This is a genomic window from Herbaspirillum sp. C7C8, from assembly GCF_022627875.1.
Classification (GTDB): domain Bacteria; phylum Pseudomonadota; class Gammaproteobacteria; order Burkholderiales; family Burkholderiaceae_D; genus Herbaspirillum.
On the sequence record NZ_JABXGG010000010.1, the window covers coordinates 157598 to 176598 of the forward strand.

Below are 19001 nucleotides of genomic sequence, written 5' to 3' on the forward strand. Positions count from 1 at the left end.
TCTTTCCTTTCAGCGCGCGCCCAGTTGCGCGCGCACGGTCAACGCCAGGGCGTCGCCGGTCAGTTGTTCCAGGGTCAGGCAGGGCGCACCCAGCGCCTCGGCCAGTTGCGCCGCGCGGCCCAGGCGCAGGTAGCCGGATTCGGTATCGAGCACCAGCGCGGGCACGCCTTGCGCAGCCAGGGTCTGTGCGACCTGCAGGGTTTCGCTCCAGGGGTCGCCGCTGCTGCCGGGCAGGCTGACGTTGGCCTTGCCGTCGGACAGGATCACCAGCAGGGGCGGTGCTTCCTGCATCTGTTGTTGCAGCATCTGCGCCGCCAGTTGCAGCGCATGCGGCAGCGGTGTGCGGCCCCCGGTGGGCAGTTCGCGCAGGCCCTGCTCGGCCAGGTCGGCGCTGCGGGTCGGGGCCAGCAGCAATTGCGCCTGCTCGCCTCGGAAGGCGATCACGGCCAGTTGATCACGGCGCTGGTAGGCATCGGTCAGCAAGGCCAGGACCGCACCCTTGACTGCTTCCATGCGGCGCTGTGCGGCCATGGAACCGGAGGCATCCACGACGAAGACGATCAGGTTGGCGCCGCGTCCGCTGCGGACCTGACGATGCAGGTCGGCGCGGGTGATGCTCAGTGGCTCGCCTGTCTCACCGGCCAGGGCGCCGCGGACGGCAGCGCTGCGCAGGGTGGCACCGATGGCCAGCCGGTCCGGATTGGCGTCCGGTACGGCGCGCACGGCGCTGCCCCGGCTGGCATCGGCCACGGCACTGCGGCGGCCGCTGGCCACGTTGGCCGATGCCCGGGCCGTGGCGGCGACGCTGATCTTGCGGGCCGTTCCGGGGGCGGCGATGGCGAAGGTCTGTTGACCACCCTCGCCTTGCTGTTCTTGCGAAGCATCTTCAGACGGCGGCGGCTCGGCCGGTTCATGATCCGGCGACGCGTCACCGCAACCTTGCTGTTGTGGCGGTTCAGGCTGGCGCGCCTGGTCGACCAGTTCATCGAGCTTGTCCTCATCCATGCCGCTTTGCTCGAAGGGCTTGCGACGGCGGCGATGCGGCAGCACCAGCAAGGCGGCCGCGCGCACATCGTCCGGGGTGACACGCGTGCGCGCCTGCAAGGCCGCGATGGCGCGCGCGGCCTTGTGCATGACGATGTCGGCGCGCAGGCTGGCCACCTCGAACTCGCAGCAGAGATGGCTGCTCAGTTCCAGCATGGGATCGTCCAGCACCACCTCGGCCAGCAGACCTTGCGCCTCGGCGACCTGGAGGCGCAAGGCGTCCTGCTGCGACTGCCAGCGTTCGGCAAAGGCGGCGGGATCGGATTCGAAGGCGATGCGCCGGCGCACCACCTCGGCGCGTACGGTCTTGTCGGTCGGTGCGCTCACTTCCACCATGAGGCCAAAGCGGTCCAGTAGTTGCGGCCGCAAGTCGCCCTCTTCCAGATTCATGGTGCCGATCAGCGTGAAGCGTGCCGGGTGACTGATGGACAGCCCCTCGCGCTGCACCGAATTCACCCCCATGGCCGCCACGTCCAACAGCACGTCCACCAGGTGATCGGCCAACAGATTGACTTCATCGATGTAGAGGATGCCGCGATGGGCCGCCGCCAGCAGGCCCGGCTGGAACGCACGCTGGCCGCCTTGCAGGGCCTGTTGCAGATCGAGCGAACCGAGTACGCGGTCTTCGGTGGCCCCCAGTGGCAGGTTCACGAAGGGGACGGTGGCCGGAAAGTGTACTGGTGCTGTATTGCACACTGTACAGGCAGTAGCCGGCTGACCGGGCGCGCAGTGGAAGGCACAGCCCTCGGCCAGGGTGATGGCCGGCAACACCTGGGTCAGACCCCGTGCGGCGGTACTCTTGGCGCTGCCCTTGTCACCGCGCACCAGCACGCCACCGATGGACGGATCGACTGCGCACAGCAGCAGCGCCTGCTTCAGCAGCGGCTGGCCGACGATGGCGGCAAAGGGATAAGACGCGGGGCCGTTGACTGCTGCGCTCATTGCATGTCCTTGGTATGTTCGCTGCCGCGCACGGTCTCGCCGCGGGCTTCCAGCAGGGCTTCACTGTGCAGGTAGAGTGTGCGCAACTGTTCGAGTGTCTGTACCGCCGGTGTTTGCCACATGCCACGGCTGGCGGCTTCCAGCAAGCGCTCGGCGATGGCGTTCTGGGCCCAGGGATTGGCCTGTTCCAGGAACTCGCGCATGGCCGGATCGAAGCCATAGCTCTCGGCCAGTTGCTGGTACATCCAGTCTTCCAGCACCTGCGCGGTGGCGTCGTAGCCGAACAGGTAATCGACGGTGGCCGTCAGTTCCAGTCCACCCTTGTAGCCGTGTCGGCGGATGCTGGCCAGCCACTTGGGATTGACCACGCGGGCACGGAAGACGCGCAGGGTCTCTTCCTTGAGGTCACGCACGGCAGCGCGCTGCGGGTCGTGGCTGTCGCCGAAGTAATGGCGCGGCTGCTGGCCGGACAAGGCGCGGATGGTCGCGATCATGCCGCCGTGGTATTGCAGGTAGTCGTCGCTGTCGAAGAGGTCGTGCTCGCGGTTGTCCTGATTGTGCAAGGCGACCTGCACGGCGGAGAGGCGCTGGCGGAATGCCTCGCGCTGGTCGGTGCCCTGCACCTTGCGACCATAGGCGTAGCCGCCCCAGTTGATGTAGGCCTCGGCGAAGTCGGCCTGGTCCTGCCAGTTCTTTTCCTGAATCAGGGGCAGGATGCCGGCGCCGTAGCTGCCCGGCTTGGCGCCGAAGACGCGATAGGACGCCTGGGCAGCGGCTTCGGCCTGACCCAGTCCGCTTTGCATGGCCTGCTGCAGGTCGCGCAGGTAATGCTTGCGCACGAAGTTCATGTCTTCCGGTTCATCGGCGGCAATGGCAAGCTGCACGGCATCGTCGATCAGTTCGATCAGTTGCGGGAAAGCATCGCGGAAGAAGCCGCTGATGCGCGTGGTGACGTCGATGCGCGGGCGCTGCAATTGCTCCAGCGGGACCAGCTCGACACCGGCGACCTGCCGGTTGCCCTCGCGCCAGACCGGGCGCGCGCCCATCAGCGAGAGGATCTGCGCCACGTCATCACCGTGGGTGCGCATGGCGCTGGTGCCCCAGATGCTGATGGCCACGCTCTCGGGATAGTCGCCGCTTTCGCGGTGGTGACGCTGCAGCACTTCGCGCGCCAGTTGCTGGCCCACGCGCCAGGCCGATTGCGAGGGCACGCTGCGCGGGTCGACCGAATAGAAATTGCGGCCGGTGGGCAGGATGTGCGCCATGCCGCGCGTAGGCGATCCACTGGGACCGGCCGGGATGTAGCCACCGCGCAGGCCGTTGAGCAGGTTGCCGATTTCTTCGTGGGTGCGTTGCAGACGCGGCACCAGTTGTTCGCAGGTGAAGGCGAGGATGCGGCCCAGGGCGCGGGTATCGGTCGGCTTGATCGTCGCTACCGGTGCGGCACGTTTTTGCGGGGCAAGCGGTCGCGCCATGGCGCGCATGCCGCCCAGCACGCTGCCTGCACTCTTTTGCAGGGTGGGTTGCAGGCGCGGTTTTTCTTCGACGGGCGCGGTGAACAAGGGCGCCAGCAGCGACTGGATCACGCCATCGATGGCCTGCACGGCAAAGTCTTGCTGCTGCAGCGACTGCATCAGCGACAGGCACAGTGCGTCGATGGCTTCGAGCGCATCGGCACGGGTGACGATGGCGCGACCGGCAGTGCGCGCGAGGGCGTCATCGATGTTGAGGCGCCGTCCCTTGTGCTCCAGCAGCATGTCCAGCGACAGGCCGAAGAGGCGCGCCACCTCTTCCTGCAGGCCCGGCAAGTCCTGGTTGGGCAGGCGCGTGAGCGCCACCAGCATGTCGGGCAGCTGCGCTGCATCGGGCATGCGGCCGAGGATGTGCAGGCCGTCACGGATCTGGGCTGCGCCCAGTTCGCACAGGTAGCCATCGAGATCCTCGATCAGGTGCGCCACACCGGCACCGTCCAGTTCGGTGAGGGCATGGGGCAAGGTGCCGTCTTCGTGGGCGTGGTCGTGCGGATGATGGTGGTCATCATGGTGGTGATGTCCATGATGATGGTGAGCATGGCCGTGGTCATGATCGTGGTCATGATCGTGATGAAGCAGCTTGTATTGCAGGTCCGACTCCAGATTGGTCTGTCGCACCAGCTCCCAGATCTGCTGCTGCAACAACGGCAGCTTGGCAGGATCGAGCACCTCGACCTGGTAATACTCGTCCACCAGCTGCGTCAGCTGGGCCAGCGCGCCGTAGCTGTCGGCGGTGGTCATCGGTGGGGTCAGGTGATCCACCACCACGGCGTGGGCGCGGCGCTTGGCCTGCGAGCCTTCGCCGGGGTCGTTGATGATGAAGGGATAGAACAGCGGCACGTCACCCAGCAGGGCATCCGGGAAACATTCTTCAGACAATCCCACGCCCTTGCCCGGCAACCACTCCAGCGTGCCGTGCTTGCCGACGTGGACGATGGCATCGGCGCCCCATTCTTCATCCAGCCAGCGGTACAGGGCGTAGTAGTGATGCGTGGGCGGCAGGTCGGGCTGGTGGTAGATGGCGTCCGGGTCCATGCCGTAGCCGCGCGGCGGTTGCAGGGCCACGAAGGCGTTGCCCAGGTCCAGGCCGGCAATGACCAGGTGCTGATCGTGAACATAAGCCTGGCCGGGTGCGGCGCCCCACTGGCGCTGCATGCGCATCTGCAAGGCCGCGGGCAAGGCGGCGAACCACTGCGCGTAACGCGCGGCCGGAATGCGCGCGGCGGCGCGCCGCAACTGGTCTTCGGTGAGGAGGATATCGTCGTAGGAGCAACGGTCCACCAGTTCGTGGATCAGGGCCGTGCCGGTCGCGGGCAGTTCGCCGATGGCATAGCCGTCAGCAGCCAGTGCGCGCAGCACGGCCATGAGCGACTCGGGCGCATCCAGCCCGACGGCATTGCCGATCTGCGCGGCCTTGCTGCTGGAATTGGTGAAGATGAAGGCGATGCGCTTTTGCGCATTGGGCGTGCAGCGCAGCCGCACCAGCCGCTGCGCCAGACCGGCGAGGCGGCGCACGCGGTCCGGCAGGGCCTGGTACTGCACCACGCCACTGTCCGTGGTGTGCTTGAAGGACAGCGGTACGCCGATGATGCGGCCATCGAATTCCGGCAAGACCACATTCATGGCGGCATCCAGCGGGTTCATGCCGCGCGTGGAATGCTGCCACTGGTCTTGCGTCATGCCGCTGGTGATGGCTTGCAGCACCGGGCGGTCCAGCTGTTCCAGCACCGACACCGACCAGCCGGCTGGTGTGACCCCGCCTGCCGTGATCTCCCCCATGGCGAAGCTGGTGGTATTGATGATCAGGTCGACCCGGCCCCGGACGAAATACGCCAGCGCGGGCGGCAGGTCCGCGCCACGATGAGCAGACACCCGCAGCGAGGAAGTGAAGACCGGCAGCACATCCATGCCGCGCGCCTCCAGCGCCGCGACCAGTGCATCGATGAAGGCGGTATTGCCCGAGAGCCAGTGCGCGCGGTAGAAGATGATGCCCACGGCGGGCTTGCCTGCGGGTGCGCTGGCGCGCAGGGCCAGCCAGTCATCGAGGCTGGCATCCTGTTCCAGATCAGGATGGTAGAGGCCGTGTTCCGGCAAGGCTTGCGCAGGCTCATAGCCATAGCCGCTCAAGAGCAGGCGATCCGACAGGTAGCGCAACAGTTGCGCCAGATTGACGCTGCCGCCACCGTTGAAGTAGGCCAGTGCCTGCTGCTGCACGTCCGCTGCGACGGTGGAGGCTGCCGCCAGTTCGGCATCGGGTTCGCCGGTGCCGGAGAGCAGGATCAGGTGACGCCCTTGCGCACGCGCGACCCGCAACAATTCGCCCACACCGCTCACCGCACCCAGCCTGCCCAGCACCCGCAGCACGATCACCTGCGCGCTGGCCAGCTCCGAACGCAGCAGCGTGGCCAGCGTGCGCAGGGGCTGGCCTTGCTCGTCGGTACGGGATTGCAGGGCCTGCAGATCATGCCCCGCCAGTGGCGCAAAGTCGGGCGGCAACTGGCTGCGCGCCGCCGCCAGCAGGGCCAGGTCGGTCGGGGCGTGGGTCAGCAGGACGATGCGGGGCAAGGGTTCAGACATCGCCGGACTCCGGTTGCGGCAGCACGTCGCCGCTGCCCAGGCGATGGAAGATGAGCTCGCTCACCTCGCGACCGCCTTCCAGGTGCTCCACTACGACGCGCTCGATGGCGCTGGCATCCTCGCAGCGGTACCAGACCCCCTCGGGATAGACCACCAGCACCGGCGCCTGCGCCTTGCAGGCCACCATGCAGTGGGTTCGGGTGCGCTTGACGCACAGCGCGGGGCGGGCGTCGATCTGCTCGCCCAACACGCCGAACATGGCTTCGGCCAGCACGCCATTGTCGGTACAACGCGGACCCACGCACATGAGCACGTGACGATGATGAGTTCTCATGGCTTGCTTGCTTTCTTTCCCCGACGGACCGGACCCATCAGCCGAAGCGGCGATAGAAGAAACCGCTCAGGCCGCCCAGCGCCAGCCAGAACACGGCATTGGCCGCCGCAGTGGCGCCGATGAAGGCTTGCGCCAGTTCTTCCGGCGCCACGCTGCCGTGCACTTCCGGTTGCGGCGCCCCGATGAAGTGCGGTGCCACCAGCAGCAACACGCCGATCAGCTTGCCCGGCCAGCCCCGGGTGAAGACGAACAGACCCAGGCTGGCGGCCGTCATGGCGGCGGTCATCACCCACCAGAGCTGACGCGCCTGCAGGGGCGCGGCCAGCGTACCAGGCACTTCCGGCGGCAAGCCCAGCGAAGGCGCCACGAAGAACACGCCATAACCGGCCAGACCCCACAGCAGACCGCTGCGCCAGCTGATCTGGCGTCCGCTCAGGGCAAAGGCCGCCACCAGCATCAGCGCAAAACCGACCGCCATGCTGACGTTGGCCAGCACGGTGTAGGCGGTGCGTTCGGCACCGTCGGCGGGCTCCCAGGCTTGGGCGTCGTGATGGTGGCTGTGCTCATCGGCACCGACATGGGCATGGTCGTGCGCACCCGCCTGGGTAGCGGGTTCGCCGCCAGGGTCATGGGCTGCGGAGGCCGTCGCTTCGCCGGCCTTTTCATATTGCTCGGCCTTGAGGATGAGCTTTTCCACCTGGAATTGCTGCACCCCCGACAGCAGCAAGCCCGACAAGGCCCCTGCCACCACCACCGCCGACGCCATGCGCCGAAACACCGTCCAGTTCATGATCCGCTCCTCAGTGGCAGGGGAAACCGGCCGAGTGGCGGCCATCGTGGGCGGCATTGTGCAGCTCGACGCGGGAGGCGAAGCCGGCGCCGTAGATCAGCGCCACGCCCAGCGCGAAGGCCAGCAGCGACGGCGCGATGCGGTCACGCCAGACCTGGCTGCCGGTGCGGCTGGAAGTGGAAGAGTCGGCGGTGCTGCGGGCATTGAGACCGGAGGGAGTGGACATGCGCTTTCCTTGGGCAGGTGGATGAAACGAAGGAAGCCACACGGCGAGCGCCCATGCCACATCCCGCCGTGCACCGACGGCGCCGCTCAATGCCAGCGGGACATGTTGGAAGCTTTCCGCATGATCGCCCTCCGCGATACATTCAAGAAGTTGCCACTGGCCGGTCTCCGGGCTGGCGAGCTGAAGCCTGGGGCTTCCGGACAGGCGCCTTCCCATGCGCGGGGCACAGTGGCGTAGTGCGTGTCCTTGCTCGCTTACCGTTGCGGGGGCAGCGCCGGCCTTGGCACGATGCTGAGGCATCGGCCGCACCGGCTTCCCGTTTCAATCCCGGGCGCGGCTGCACACGGGATACCAGAAGCAATGCTAAGGGGCGAAGTATAAAGGCGGGGACGGGCTTGGGCAACCGGCATTGTCAGCCTGATCGGCCAGCCGGTCGGCTGCTGGCGAACTCAGCGGGGCGCCGGCGGGATCGCGTCCGACTGCTTGTAGTACAGCCGCATGTCCGCCCCCATGCCGCGCGGGATGCGGGCCACATAGGCCGAGCGCTGGCCCGTCCGGTCGCCCTGCCCGTGCACTTCCATCAGGCACAGGTAGCGCTCGCCCAGGTAGCCCAGTACGGCAAAGGAGGCCCGGTGCGGACGCTCCAGCCGTAGCGGTGCGTCCGCTGTCAGGCCGACGGCGCGGTCCAGGTAGCCACGGTGCGCGTTGACGAAGAGGTAATCGCGCACGGACGCCTTGCCGCTGGCATAGCCGATGCGCAGCATGCGGTTGTCGGCATCCGGCAGATAAAGGCTGTAGGGTGAGGTCGCGCCGCCCTCCATGACTTCCACCCGCCCGGCCACCGGCTCGGTGCTGACCGGGCCCACCGTCATGCGGTCGACCACCAGGCAGCGATCCAGTACCTGCGCCGGCGGCGTCGGCGCCCCGGGCAGCGCCACCAGACAAACCAACAGCAAGACCACGGGCAGGCAGCGCAATGCGCTCGCCGTTGAACTGCATGCAGCAGGAAGTAAGCGGTTCAAGGGCAGCTCCTTCGGGGAACAGGAATCGGAGTGGGTGCGGCAGAGGCCACACCCACTCCGAATAGTTGCAGAAGGGAAACCCGATGGATATCAGAAAACTCTCAATGACCGTCAGTAAGTGACGCGGCGGGCGGGGACGTCCCGGCCTGCCCACCGTGGTGTCAATACTGGACGGCGGCCGGCCCGGCCAGCAGATCCAGCGAGATGAAATGCCATTGGGCCGATTCGGCGTCATACACCGCGACCTGGTTGATCTGGCGGCCTGGCGGGGCGGTACCGGGCAACCGGTCGATGGCGCGGGCGGCATGGCGGTGGCGCTCCAGCGGACTCATTGCCAGCAGGCTGGCCTGCGTCTCGCTGCGGGCGAACAGTCCGGCGCATTCCCACAGCCGGGCGTAGCACTCCAGATCGGGCAGCGCGATGTCCAGCGTGATGGAGTCGATCAGCGGCGAGGCCTTGGCCAGGCTGGCCGAGGACAGGCGTACCGGCTCGCCCTGCGCGCGCACCGCCAGGCGACCGTCGCGCGCGCCCCAGGCCACGTGCAGACAATAGGGCAGATAGCCGTGGTGGCGCGCCACCAGTTCGTCCGGGGAGAAGGACGAGGCCGGCAAGACCTGGTAGGCCGTCGGCGGCATGCCCCGCCAGAGCGCGTCCAGGCTGGCCTCGAAGGGCGACAGATAAACCACCATCGCCTGGCTGCCGGCGGCCTCGCCGGCGATGACGGGTTCGCACAGTACCTGGCCGGGGCCACTGCCGGCACTGGGCTGACGTACCAGCACGTAGAGCGGAAGAGCCGACAGCAGCGTGTGTCGACGACCGGCAGGAAAGCCCATTGACAGCGGGGAATATGGAAACACGGCGCTACTCCTCAGAGAAAACACGACCGTGGCGGCAGCCTTGCTCAATTCATCTTCTGTCGCCGGAAAAAAGAGATGCTTTCACGAATACTTGTCGGCTTGAATGAGAAAAGTCTCAATCCGCGCAAAAGAATGAAGAAACCCCCGCAGGACGGGGGTTTCCGGGGCAGATGAAGAAAAAGGAAGAGGATGCCTCGCTACGCCCTTGCACAGGGTCGGCAGCTCAGGCAGCGCTATGGTGTCATGAAGGAAAAGGCAAAAAAGCGAGACAATCAGGCCGCAGCAGATGCTGCGACCGGATCGGTGCGAAAGTGCAAAATCAGCCCTGCATGCGCAGCGGCGGGTCAGAAGGCCGGGGGCTCAGCGGCGGCTCTTCCACCGGGACCGGCTCATCATCGGGCAGGGGCGGCGGCGGGATGTTGGGTTCGTTGACGGGAGGGGTCTCTTGGGGCGTATGCAGATTCAGGTTCAAACAGATCTCCTCGGAGCGATCCCTGGTCGGAGCGACCGGGGTGTGCCGACAGCAGGTCGTCAGCGACCGGCCATCGGGTTCTGATGCGGAATGGGGTCCTGCGGCGGGGTCGGGTCCAGCGGCGGCACCTCCACCGGCGGGGTGTCCTGGGGCTTGTGCATGGGGTTCTCCTGAGTGGGTGGAAGGGGCGGACTGCGGTCCGGATCGGCACTGCCGGGGCGAGGCAGCAGGCCGTCATCGGCGTTGGCCAGGGGATCTTCGGTACCGTCGGGCTCGATCACCTGGGCCGGGTCCGGCTGGATGTGGTCCGGCGGGGTCGGCGTTTCGGCGGCAGCCGACATGGCGGGGGGACGCAGCAAGGCAGGCGCCGCACGGGTCGAGACGGGGTCCGGATCAGAATGGGCCATGAGGGTCCTCCTTGACGGGGATGGCAGACGATGACCATCTTACGAAGCCCCTGCCCTGCTCTCAGCCAGACATCGGCCCATTTTCCTGTAGGAAGGCAGGAACAAAAACGCCGCCCCGAGGGCGGCGTGGTCATGACAGGCGCGGCGACCGGGCTCAGTCCGCCTGCAGTGCGCGGGTCACGATCTCCTGCGCCTCGGCAAAGATGCGGTCCAGATGGGCCTGATCGCGGAAGCTCTCGCCATAGATCTTGTAGATGCTCTCGGTGCCGGAAGGACGGGCGGCGAACCAGCCATTGTCCGTGACGATCTTCAGGCCGCCGAAAGCCTTGCCATTGGCCGGGGCCGTGGTCATGACTTCGCGGATGGTTTCACCGGCCAGTTCGGTGGACGTGACATCCTGCGGCGACAGCCTGGACAGGCGCGCCTTCTGCTGCGGCGTGGCGGCGGCTTCCTTGCGGCCATTGAGCGGTGCGCCCAGTTGCCGGGTGAGATCCTGATAGATCTGGCCGGGATCGTTGCCGGTGCGGGCAGTCATCTCGGCGGCCAGCAAGGCGGCGGTGATGCCATCCTTGTCGGTACTCCAGGGCTGGCCATCGAAGCGCACGAAGGAGGCGCCGGCGCTTTCCTCGCAGCCGAAGGCCAGGCTGCCGTCATAGAGGCCATCGACGAACCACTTGAAGCCCACCGGCATTTCCAGCAGCTTGCGGCCCAGGTGGGCGGCCACGCGATTGATCATCTGGCTGGACACCAGGGTCTTGCCCACGGCGGCATCGGCACGCCAGGCCGGACGATGGCCGAACAGGTAGTACACCGCGACCGACAGATAATCGTTGGCCGGCAGCAGGCCGGTGCTCCTGGCGACGATGCCGTGACGGTCATGGTCGGTATCGCAGGCCATGGCCACGTCGAAGCGATCCTTGAGCGCGATCAGCTCGCTCATGGCATAGGGCGAGGACGGATCCATGCGGATCTGTGCATCCCAGTCCAGCGGCACGAAGCGAAAACTCGCATCCACATCGGTATTGACCACTTCCAGATTGAGCTTGTAGCGATCCGCAATGGCCGACCAGTAATGCAGCCCGGCGCCACCCAGCGGGTCTACGCCGATCTTGACGTTGGCCGCCGAGATGGCGCCCAGGTCGATGATGTTGGGCAGGTCGCCGACGTAGTTGTCCAGATAATCGTAGCGGCGCGTGGTGTCGGCCTTGAGGGCCCTCTCGAAGCTGATGCGGCGTACGCCTTCGAGCTTTTGCTCCAGATAGGCATTGGCGCGCTTCTCGATCCAGCTGGTGACGTTGGAGTCGGACGGGCCGCCATTGGGCATGTTGTACTTGAAGCCGCCATTGTCCGGCGGATTGTGCGAGGGCGTGACCACGATGCCATCGGCCAGCTTGTCGCGGTGCACCCGGTTGTGCGTGAGGATGGCATGCGAGACGGCCGGCGTGGGCGCATAGGGGCTGCCTTCGGCCAGCATGGTCAGCACCGCGTTGGCCGCCAGCACTTCCAGAGCGCTGTGCCAGGCCGGCTCCGACAAGGCATGGGTATCAATGCCGAGGAACAGCGGGCCCTTGAAACCCTGTTCCTTGCGGTAGTCGCAGATGGCCTGGGTGATGGCCAGCACGTGCCATTCATTGAAGCTGTGGGCATTGGCGTTGCCGCGATGGCCGGACGTCCCGAAGGCCACCCGATGGCTGGCCTCGGCCACCTCCGGACGCAGGCTGTAATAGTTCGACAGCAGCACCGGCAGGTTCACCAGGGCCGAAGGCGCGGCACGCTTGCCGGCGAGGGGATGGACGCTACTCATAATTTTTTCTGGATGAATGGATATCGGAGGAAGCGAAGCGGACGCGGTAGATGCCGGACATCCCCTTCGCTACTTGATCTTTTTTCAACGTCCCGGACATTGTAACGCCAGGATGGCGCGCTGCAGCATGGATATGCAGAAACTTGCAGGAGCATTGCCGCAGATCACTCCCCATGCGCCTGGCCGGACATGGGCGCTACGCCCTGGGCGGGCAAGATGAAGGCGCGTGTCCAAAACGCAAAACGCGTCCGGGCCGGGCCGCGGACGCATTGCTCATGGGTCAGGAGCGCCAGGCCTGCGCCGGGAGCCTGCCTCCACGGCGCGGGCCTGCCGGGTCAGGCCCTGCGGAAGGCCCGCACGATCACCAGCAGCACGACCGCGCCCAGCGTGGCGGTAACGATCGAGGCCAGGATGCCACCACCCACGGCGATGCCCAGGAGGCCGGCCAGCCAGCCGCCGATGACGGCACCGACGATACCGATCAGGATATCGGCCAGCAGACCGAAGCCGCCACCCTTGACCAGCACGCCGGCAAGCCAGCCGGCAACGGCACCAATGATCAGCCATGCGATGAGTCCGTGTTCCATGATGTTCCCTTTCCATTGTTCTGTCGTTCTTGGATTGATGTCGGAAGCCGTCGGCAGGCCTCCTCCTTTCTGCAAGCGCTCTGCGCAACAGATGAGGTGATGATAGAAAAACGCGTCCCGGCCAGCTATCGGACAGCGGCCCATTTCCTTGTAGGACAAGCCCGGCATGGGCGGCTGTCGCGCTGACCGCGGCCTGCTCGTGGCGGCGCAGTACCCGCGTGACGGGCGGGCCGGGGTCTTCCTCTTTTCCTACAGCGCAAAAGGCGGCATTCCTATAGAGAGGAAGCGCGAGTTTTCTTACTCTTGCTTCCGTAGGCACAGTGCAGCATGAATCCGTCAGCCGCACCGTATACCGATACCGCATTTGCCAGCCCGATTACGTAGAGAGTCGCCATCATGTCCGCCACCGAATCCAGCGCACGCCCCTCGTCCGTCTTTGCCAATGCCTACGCGCTCAATGCGTTCGGCAACGCACCGCGCGCCGAAGAAGGCGCTGACTTCGTCGAGCACTATGCACGCTATGCCCGTGAATCTGCCGAGCTGCTGCATCAGATATCGATGAAGGCGCCGCAACTGGCCTCGGTGCTGGAACAGCTCAACGAAGGCAGCCTGGCGCAACGCATCGCGCTGGCTGATGACGAGGCCAAGGCCAGCGCCCCGCAGCGACGCACCCGGCTGCGCGAAAAGGCCGGGCATGCCCTGGCTGGCGTGGCCTCGTTGTTGCAGGGATGCCGTGCTCTGCTTCAGATGAAGATGATCAAGAACAACAGACAGGCGTAAAGGCGTAAGGAGGCGCATTCGCCAGCGAGCCTGCATTGTGTGCATGAGGGTGCCACGCCCGTCACTCAACCAAACCTGGACTTACCATGAAAAAAATCACCAAAGCCGTTTTTCCCGTCGCTGGCCTCGGCAGCCGTTTTCTTCCCGCTACCAAGGCACAGCCCAAGGAAATGCTGCCCATCGTCGACAAGCCATTGATCCAGTACGCCGTTGAAGAGGCGGTGGAAGCGGGCATCACCGAGATGATCTTCATCACCGGCCGCAACAAGCGCGCCATCGAAGACCATTTTGACAAGGCCTACGAACTGGAATCCGAACTGGAAGCCGCCGGCAAGGTGAAACTGCTGGAAACCATCCGCAACGTCATCCCCAAGCACATCAACTGTGTCTACGTCCGCCAGGCCGAACCGCTGGGCCTGGGACACGCCGTGCTGCTGGCCAAGCCGCTGGTGGGTGACGAACCCTTCGCCGTGCTGCTGGCCGACGACTTCATGGATGCCGCCCCCGGCCAGAAGAACGTGATGGCGCAGATGACCGAACTCTACGAGCGCGAAGGCAAGAGCCTGCTGGCCGTGCAGGACGTGCCGCGTCCGGAAACCCGCCAGTACGGCATCGTCAGCGGCAGCCCGCATGGTGAGCGTACCGAGCTGCTCAGCGGCATCGTGGAAAAGCCCTCGCCCGAAGATGCCCCCTCCACCCTGGCCGTCGTGGGCCGCTATGTGCTGACCCCGGCCATCTTCGAACGTCTGGAAAACATCGGCACCGGTGCCGGTGGCGAGATCCAGCTCACCGATGCCATCTCGGCCCTGCTGCAACAGGAACAGATCCTCGCCTATCGCTACGAGGGCCAGCGCTTCGATTGCGGCTCCAAGCTCGGTTACCTCAAGGCGGCCGTGGCCATGGGCTTCAAGCACAAGGAAGTCGGCAGCGGCTTCGCGCAATTCCTGCAGGAATTCGTCAGCCAGCATGACCTGACCCAGGCCGCCCAACCCAAGGGCCCGGCCACCGTCACCCCATTGAAGCCCGCCGCCGGCAGTACGCCCGCCAGCGCCGCAGCCTCCACCGAAAAGCAGCCAGCCGTAGCCCGTAGCGTCATGTAATCCTGTCAGTCCCCGGTAGAGACCGTTGTTGATTGCAGTCCGTCCGCAAGGCCGGGCTGCTTTTTTTCGTGCCCACGCTTCTTGTAAATTGTTTTGACCTTTGTCACGGAGTTTTAACCTGGACTTGCTAGCATCGCGGCCATGAATCTGGAGAAGTTCATTTCGCCCGGGACAAAGCAGGTCGCCGCACTTCCCCTGCCCACAAGCGTATGCTGTGGCCACCGCACACAAGCTGTAAACGTTTGCAGCGTAGAAATCCGACGATGAAATCGTTGCCAGTCGGCAGGAATGTTGCGGCAAAGGCGCAAAAAATATATATTGTTTATATCAATTTTCAGAGGAGCGTTCATGGCCACCAGAGTTCAAGCCGCAGCAGCAGCATCAACCGAAACGAAGAAACCTGTCGCCAAGGCGGCAGCCCCCAAGCCCGCAGCGGTGAAGAAACCTGCCGTCAAGCCCGCCATCCGTGCGGCCGCCAAGCCCGCCGCAGCAGCACCGGCAGCAGCCAAGCCCGAAAAGAAGGTCGAGAAAATCGCCAAGCCCGAAAAGACTGACAAGCCGGTGAAGGCCAAGAAGGTCAAGCAGGTCCGCGACAGCTTCACCATGCCCGAGAACGAATACGCAGTCCTGGCCCAGGTCAAGAAGTCCTGCCTGAAGGCCGGCGTCGAGATCAAGAAGAGCGACCTGCTGCGCATCGGCGTGTCGCTGATCAAGAACCTGAAGATCGCCGAACTGAAGGACATCCTCGGCAGCCTGACCCCGCTGAAGGTAGGCCGTCCCAAAAAATAAGCAGGCCGACAGCGGGCCGTGATGTCATGGCCTGCCGCCCTGCCCGCCTGTCCCTGATGCCGCCCGGTTACGCCCGGGCGGCATTGTTTTTTTGCGCACGTTTTTCGGCCGCGGCGTTCAGTTTCTGTCGTGCTGGGCCATGCTGCGCACGACGCGCCAGTGGCCGCCGTTGACGCGGTACAGGGTAAAGACCGGATCGCGCAGATTGCCCTGGGCATCGAAGGCGATATTGCCGGTGATGCCCTTGTAGCCAATCCGGTGCAGGCTGGCCGTCACCTTGCCCGGATCGGTGGAATCGGCCTGCTGCATGGCCGCCGCGATCACGCGCACGGCATCATAGGCAAAGGGCGCATAGAGATAGATTTCGTCCTGCCAGGCGGCCTTCCAGGCCTGTTCGAAATGGCGCCACTGCGGTCCCTTGTAGGAGGGAAGTCCTGGCTCCACTACGCTCACGCCCTCGCCTGACGGACCTGCCAGCCTCAGAAAGGTCGGCCCCACCAGACCGCCGATGCCGACCAGCGGGGCGCGGATCTGCAGACGCCGCATGTCCTGCACCAGTTGTGCAGCCTGGGCATCGAGACCGGCGAAGAGCACCACATCGGGCTCGCTGTCGCGGATGCTGCGCAAAACGTTGTTGAAGTCGGAGGTCTTGCTGCTCACCGTGTAGCGTCCCGTCACCCTGCCCTGCAAGACCTTGACCGACTTGGCGAATTCATCGGCATAGGTACTGCCGAAGAGGGTGCTGTCATCGATCACGGCGATGTTGCGGGCCTTCAGCTCACGCACCACGTAGTCGGCGGTCAGGCGCGCGCCCTCGCCATCGTGCGGCACGATGCGAAAGGCGCTGGCATCGCCCTGCTGCGTATAGGCCGGAGCCGTCACGGCGGGGGCCACATGGGGAATGCCGGCAGCGGCGTAGATACGCGCGGCCGGAACACCGACGCCACTGTTCCAGTGGCCGACCACGGCAGCGACCTTGCTCTTGACGAAGTAGTCGGCGATGAGCTCGCCCGTGCGCGGATCGGCGCGGTCGTCCTGTGGCAGCAGCCGGAACAACACCGGCTCGCCACCGATGACGGGCTTGCCGTGGTTGATATCGTCCACGGCCAGTTGAGCGGCGCGCTCGAGACTAACGCCGGTGCTGCCGGAGGGACCACTCATGGGGGCGGCCAGGCCGATGACCACGGTGCGCGGCGTGGCCCATGCGCTGCTGCCGGCCATACTGCACCAGACGCCTGCCAGGGCCAGGGCGAGCAGGTGGCGGCGGGCAGCCCTGGTCATGAGCTTGCCTGAGATCGTGCTGATGGCGCGTGTCTTGATGTTCACTGGAGATCGCATTGATGTGGACTGGATGGCGTCCTCGTGGACGTGCTCAGAAATTGAATTCCCATTCGCAGGGCTGGCCGACCTCGATCTGGCCACCCTCCCCGGCGATGACGATGGCGTTCTGGCCAAAGGTGATGCCCCCGCCCACCCGGGCATTGGCGCGATAGGTGCTCAGCGTGTCCAGCGGCTCATCGGGCCATTGCGGATCACGCTGGCCGCTGCGCTGGTCGATGCCGGGAATGGGACATCTTGCACAAGGCTTCACCAGCTTCAGTTGCACCGGACGGTCTGCACTGCCCAGGCGCAGGGTATCGATGAAATCTTCTTCATATGCCTCCAGACCGGCGATCACCAGGTTGGGGCGGAAGCGATCCATGGGCAAGACTGGCGCCCCCTTGGCCGCCAAGCGGGTGTTGAGCTCATCGAGCGAAGCCTGGCCGATCACCAGCAGCGGATAGCCATCCGAGAACTGTGTGGTAGCGCGGTAGTCACCGGTCCAGCGGGGGCTGCAGGCGCGTTTGACGGCCGGATTGAAGCGCACCAGCCGGGCGTCGGCCTGCAGGTAGTCGGAGAACCAGGTGCGCGCCTGTTCGCCCTGGTCCAGGGCTTCCAGGCGGCTGTCCCAGACGGTGACGGCGAGCGTGGCGCCGTCCTCGCCGGCAGCCGCCAGGCGCAGCGGGGACATGCCCGGTGCGCGCAGCACCAGCGCATCGCCCTCGAAGGCGGGCGTGATGCAGGCCATCCCGGGATGGGTGCGCTGGGTCAGGAATTGGCCCTGGCGATCCACCAGCATCCAGTGGCGGTCCAGCGCCAGGCCCAGCGGGCCGATCTCGGCCCGGGTCAGGGAGAGCCCGCCACAGGACTTGATGGGATAGAAAAAGATGGCGCTGATGGTGCTGATGCTGCTGTTCGTCATGGACCGTCCCCCCGGATGGTGGCGCCTGCCAACGCCTGAAAAGTATTGGTGATAATGTTTCGGCAAGACATTACCACAAGCGGGCGCTTTGCCGGCATGACGATACGTTGTGTTCCTGCTCATGCGACAATGCGCCACGGATTGATATGAACTTTTTGACGGGAGCGCCATGTTGTTTGCCAAATTCTTCCATCTGCTGGGGCTGACCGTCTGGGTCGGCGGCATGTTCTTCGCCCACATGGCGCTGCGGCCCGGGCTTGGGGTGCTGCATCCGGAGCAGCGGCTCTCTCTCATGGCGGCGGTGCTGGCCAATTTCTTCATCTGGGTGTGGGTGGCCATTGCGCTGGTGCTGGGCAGCGGTCTGCACATGATGGCCGTGATGGGTGCGGGTGCGGCCAAGCTGCCGCCTTACCTGCACGCCATGACCGGTATCGGCGTGGTGATGATGCTGATCTTCGCCCACATCTTCTTTGCACCCTTCCGCCGTCTCAAGCTGGCCTCCGCCCAGCAGGACTGGGACCGCGCCTCGCGCGCGCTGCGCCAGGTGCGCGTGCTGGTGGGCATCAACCTGTGCCTGGGCCTGCTGACCATCGCCATCGGTGCCCTGGGCCCCTTGAGCCTCTGAAAACAAGCAATCTGGAGGGAGACATCCGTGCTGACCGATACACAATGCCAGGAAGCGGCCGACCTGCTCTGGGACTGCTGGGCGCACAACCGCCGCATCGCCCGCTTGCCCGTGCATCTGCAACCGGGCGACCGGCGCCAGGCCTATGACATCCAGCGCCGCCTGGAAGCGCGCAGCTTCGCCCCGCTGGCCGGCTGGAAGATCGCTGCCACCGGCCCCGGCGGACAGGGATTGCTCAATGTCGATGCGCCGCTGGCAGGCCGCTTGCTGGCCGAACGCCTTCACCGCAGCGGTGCGCACATCACGCTGGGTGACAACCTGATGCGGGTGGCCGAGGTGGAAGTGGCTTTCCGCATGGGCAGTACACTGGCGCCGCGCAGTACGCCCTATACGCAGGAAGAGGTCATGGCGGCCGTGGCGGCGGTGCATCCGGCCATCGAAATCCCCGATACCCGTTACGACCAGTTCGACCAGGTCGGGGCGGCCCAACTGATCGCCGACAACAGCTGCGCCGACCAGTTCGTGCTGGGCGCACCGGCCAGCGTGGACTGGCGCAGCCTGGATCTGGCCGCGCTGACCACTTCGGGCAGCATCGAGGGCGGCGAGCGGCGCAGCGGCAGTGGCGCCCAGGTGCTGGGCGATCCACGCGTGGCACTGACCTGGCTGGCCAACGAATTGCGTGAGCACGGCCTCACCCTGGCGGCCGGACAGCTGGTGGCCAGCGGTTCGACCATCGTGCCCATGCCGGTGCGCGCCGGACAGCGCGTGCTGGCCGAACTGGGCGTGCTCGGCTCGGTGGTGGTGCATCTGGATTGACCGTCGGCCCGGGCAGCACGTAAAAAAGGGATGCGTCCGACGGGCGCATCCCTTT

18 protein-coding genes and 1 riboswitch are annotated in these 19001 nt (G+C 65.7%); of the genes, 5 read left to right on the forward strand and 13 right to left on the reverse strand.

The features are described from left to right. Positions 1–9: 9 nt before the first annotated feature. The 11 genes from HWE01_RS13735 to HWE01_RS13785 form a co-directional block, all read right to left on the reverse strand. Positions 10–1986, reverse strand: coding sequence for a putative cobaltochelatase (locus tag HWE01_RS13735; protein WP_241822093.1), 1977 nt, complete (start codon positions 1984–1986; stop codon positions 10–12). Beyond that, positions 1983–6095, reverse strand: coding sequence for a cobaltochelatase subunit CobN (locus HWE01_RS13740; protein ID WP_241822094.1), 4113 nt, complete (start codon positions 6093–6095; stop codon positions 1983–1985). Before HWE01_RS13740 ends, HWE01_RS13735 begins: the two co-directional genes overlap by 4 nt. After that, a complete protein-coding gene (locus tag HWE01_RS13745) occupies positions 6088–6429 on the reverse strand; it encodes a (2Fe-2S) ferredoxin domain-containing protein (RefSeq protein WP_008329527.1) in 342 nt (113 codons plus the stop codon). Before HWE01_RS13745 ends, HWE01_RS13740 begins: the two co-directional genes overlap by 8 nt. Positions 6430–6466: 37 nt before the next feature. Next, complete coding sequence (locus tag HWE01_RS13750; protein WP_241822095.1) at positions 6467–7219, reverse strand: CbtA family protein; 753 nt, start codon at positions 7217–7219, stop codon at positions 6467–6469. 10 nt (positions 7220–7229) lie between these two features. Beyond that, a complete protein-coding gene (locus HWE01_RS13755; RefSeq protein WP_175343865.1) occupies positions 7230–7445 on the reverse strand; it encodes a CbtB domain-containing protein in 216 nt (71 codons plus the stop codon). Between the two features lie 141 nt (positions 7446–7586). Beyond that, a riboswitch (cobalamin riboswitch) is annotated at positions 7587–7816 on the reverse strand. A gap of 78 nt (positions 7817–7894) precedes the next feature. Then, positions 7895–8422: a hypothetical protein gene (locus tag HWE01_RS13760; protein ID WP_008329535.1), complete on the reverse strand. Its 528-nt coding sequence runs from the start codon at positions 8420–8422 to the stop codon at positions 7895–7897. A 206-nt stretch (positions 8423–8628) separates the two neighbouring features. Further along, positions 8629–9324: a hypothetical protein gene (locus HWE01_RS13765; protein WP_008329537.1), complete on the reverse strand. Its 696-nt coding sequence runs from the start codon at positions 9322–9324 to the stop codon at positions 8629–8631. 319 nt (positions 9325–9643) lie between these two features. Continuing rightward, positions 9644–9796, reverse strand: coding sequence for a hypothetical protein (locus tag HWE01_RS13770; RefSeq protein ID WP_008329538.1), 153 nt, complete (start codon positions 9794–9796; stop codon positions 9644–9646). Between the two features lie 59 nt (positions 9797–9855). Next, positions 9856–10203, reverse strand: a complete 348-nt coding sequence (locus HWE01_RS13775; RefSeq protein WP_241822096.1) for a hypothetical protein — start codon at positions 10201–10203, stop codon at positions 9856–9858. Positions 10204–10357: 154 nt separating this feature from the next. Beyond that, on the reverse strand, positions 10358–12007 hold the full coding sequence (pgm, locus tag HWE01_RS13780; RefSeq protein ID WP_241822097.1) for a phosphoglucomutase (alpha-D-glucose-1,6-bisphosphate-dependent): 1650 nt from the start codon (positions 12005–12007) through the stop codon (positions 10358–10360). Between the two features lie 335 nt (positions 12008–12342). Next, positions 12343–12594 (reverse strand): GlsB/YeaQ/YmgE family stress response membrane protein, encoded by a 252-nt coding sequence (locus HWE01_RS13785; protein WP_008329542.1) that lies wholly within the window; start codon positions 12592–12594, stop codon positions 12343–12345. Positions 12595–12990: 396 nt separating this feature from the next. Here HWE01_RS13785 and HWE01_RS13790 point away from each other — a divergent pair, with 396 nt between their 5' ends. The 3 genes from HWE01_RS13790 (at position 12991) to HWE01_RS13800 (ending at position 15263) form a co-directional block, all read left to right on the forward strand. Then, positions 12991–13374 (forward strand): hypothetical protein, encoded by a 384-nt coding sequence (locus tag HWE01_RS13790; RefSeq protein WP_241822098.1) that lies wholly within the window; start codon positions 12991–12993, stop codon positions 13372–13374. An 86-nt stretch (positions 13375–13460) separates the two neighbouring features. Then, positions 13461–14474: a UTP--glucose-1-phosphate uridylyltransferase GalU gene (galU, locus tag HWE01_RS13795; RefSeq protein ID WP_008329544.1), complete on the forward strand. Its 1014-nt coding sequence runs from the start codon at positions 13461–13463 to the stop codon at positions 14472–14474. 348 nt (positions 14475–14822) lie between these two features. Beyond that, positions 14823–15263 (forward strand): hypothetical protein, encoded by a 441-nt coding sequence (locus tag HWE01_RS13800; RefSeq protein ID WP_008329545.1) that lies wholly within the window; start codon positions 14823–14825, stop codon positions 15261–15263. Positions 15264–15380: 117 nt separating this feature from the next. Here HWE01_RS13800 and HWE01_RS13805 read toward each other — a convergent pair whose 3' ends face one another. After that, positions 15381–16589, reverse strand: a complete 1209-nt coding sequence (locus HWE01_RS13805) for a branched-chain amino acid ABC transporter substrate-binding protein (RefSeq protein WP_008329546.1) — start codon at positions 16587–16589, stop codon at positions 15381–15383. 46 nt (positions 16590–16635) lie between these two features. Continuing rightward, positions 16636–17505 (reverse strand): MOSC domain-containing protein, encoded by an 870-nt coding sequence (locus tag HWE01_RS13810; protein ID WP_241822099.1) that lies wholly within the window; start codon positions 17503–17505, stop codon positions 16636–16638. 169 nt (positions 17506–17674) lie between these two features. Between HWE01_RS13810 and HWE01_RS13815 the strand changes: the two genes are divergently transcribed. Beyond that, the gene (locus HWE01_RS13815) at positions 17675–18130 is read left to right on the forward strand and encodes a CopD family protein (RefSeq protein ID WP_241822100.1); all 456 of its coding nucleotides are present in this window, start codon (positions 17675–17677) and stop codon (positions 18128–18130) included. 27 nt (positions 18131–18157) lie between these two features. Next, positions 18158–18946 carry a 2-keto-4-pentenoate hydratase gene (locus HWE01_RS13820; RefSeq protein WP_241822101.1) on the forward strand — a complete coding sequence of 263 codons (789 nt, stop codon included), beginning with the start codon at positions 18158–18160 and terminating at the stop codon, positions 18944–18946. Positions 18947–19001: the final 55 nt, after the last annotated feature.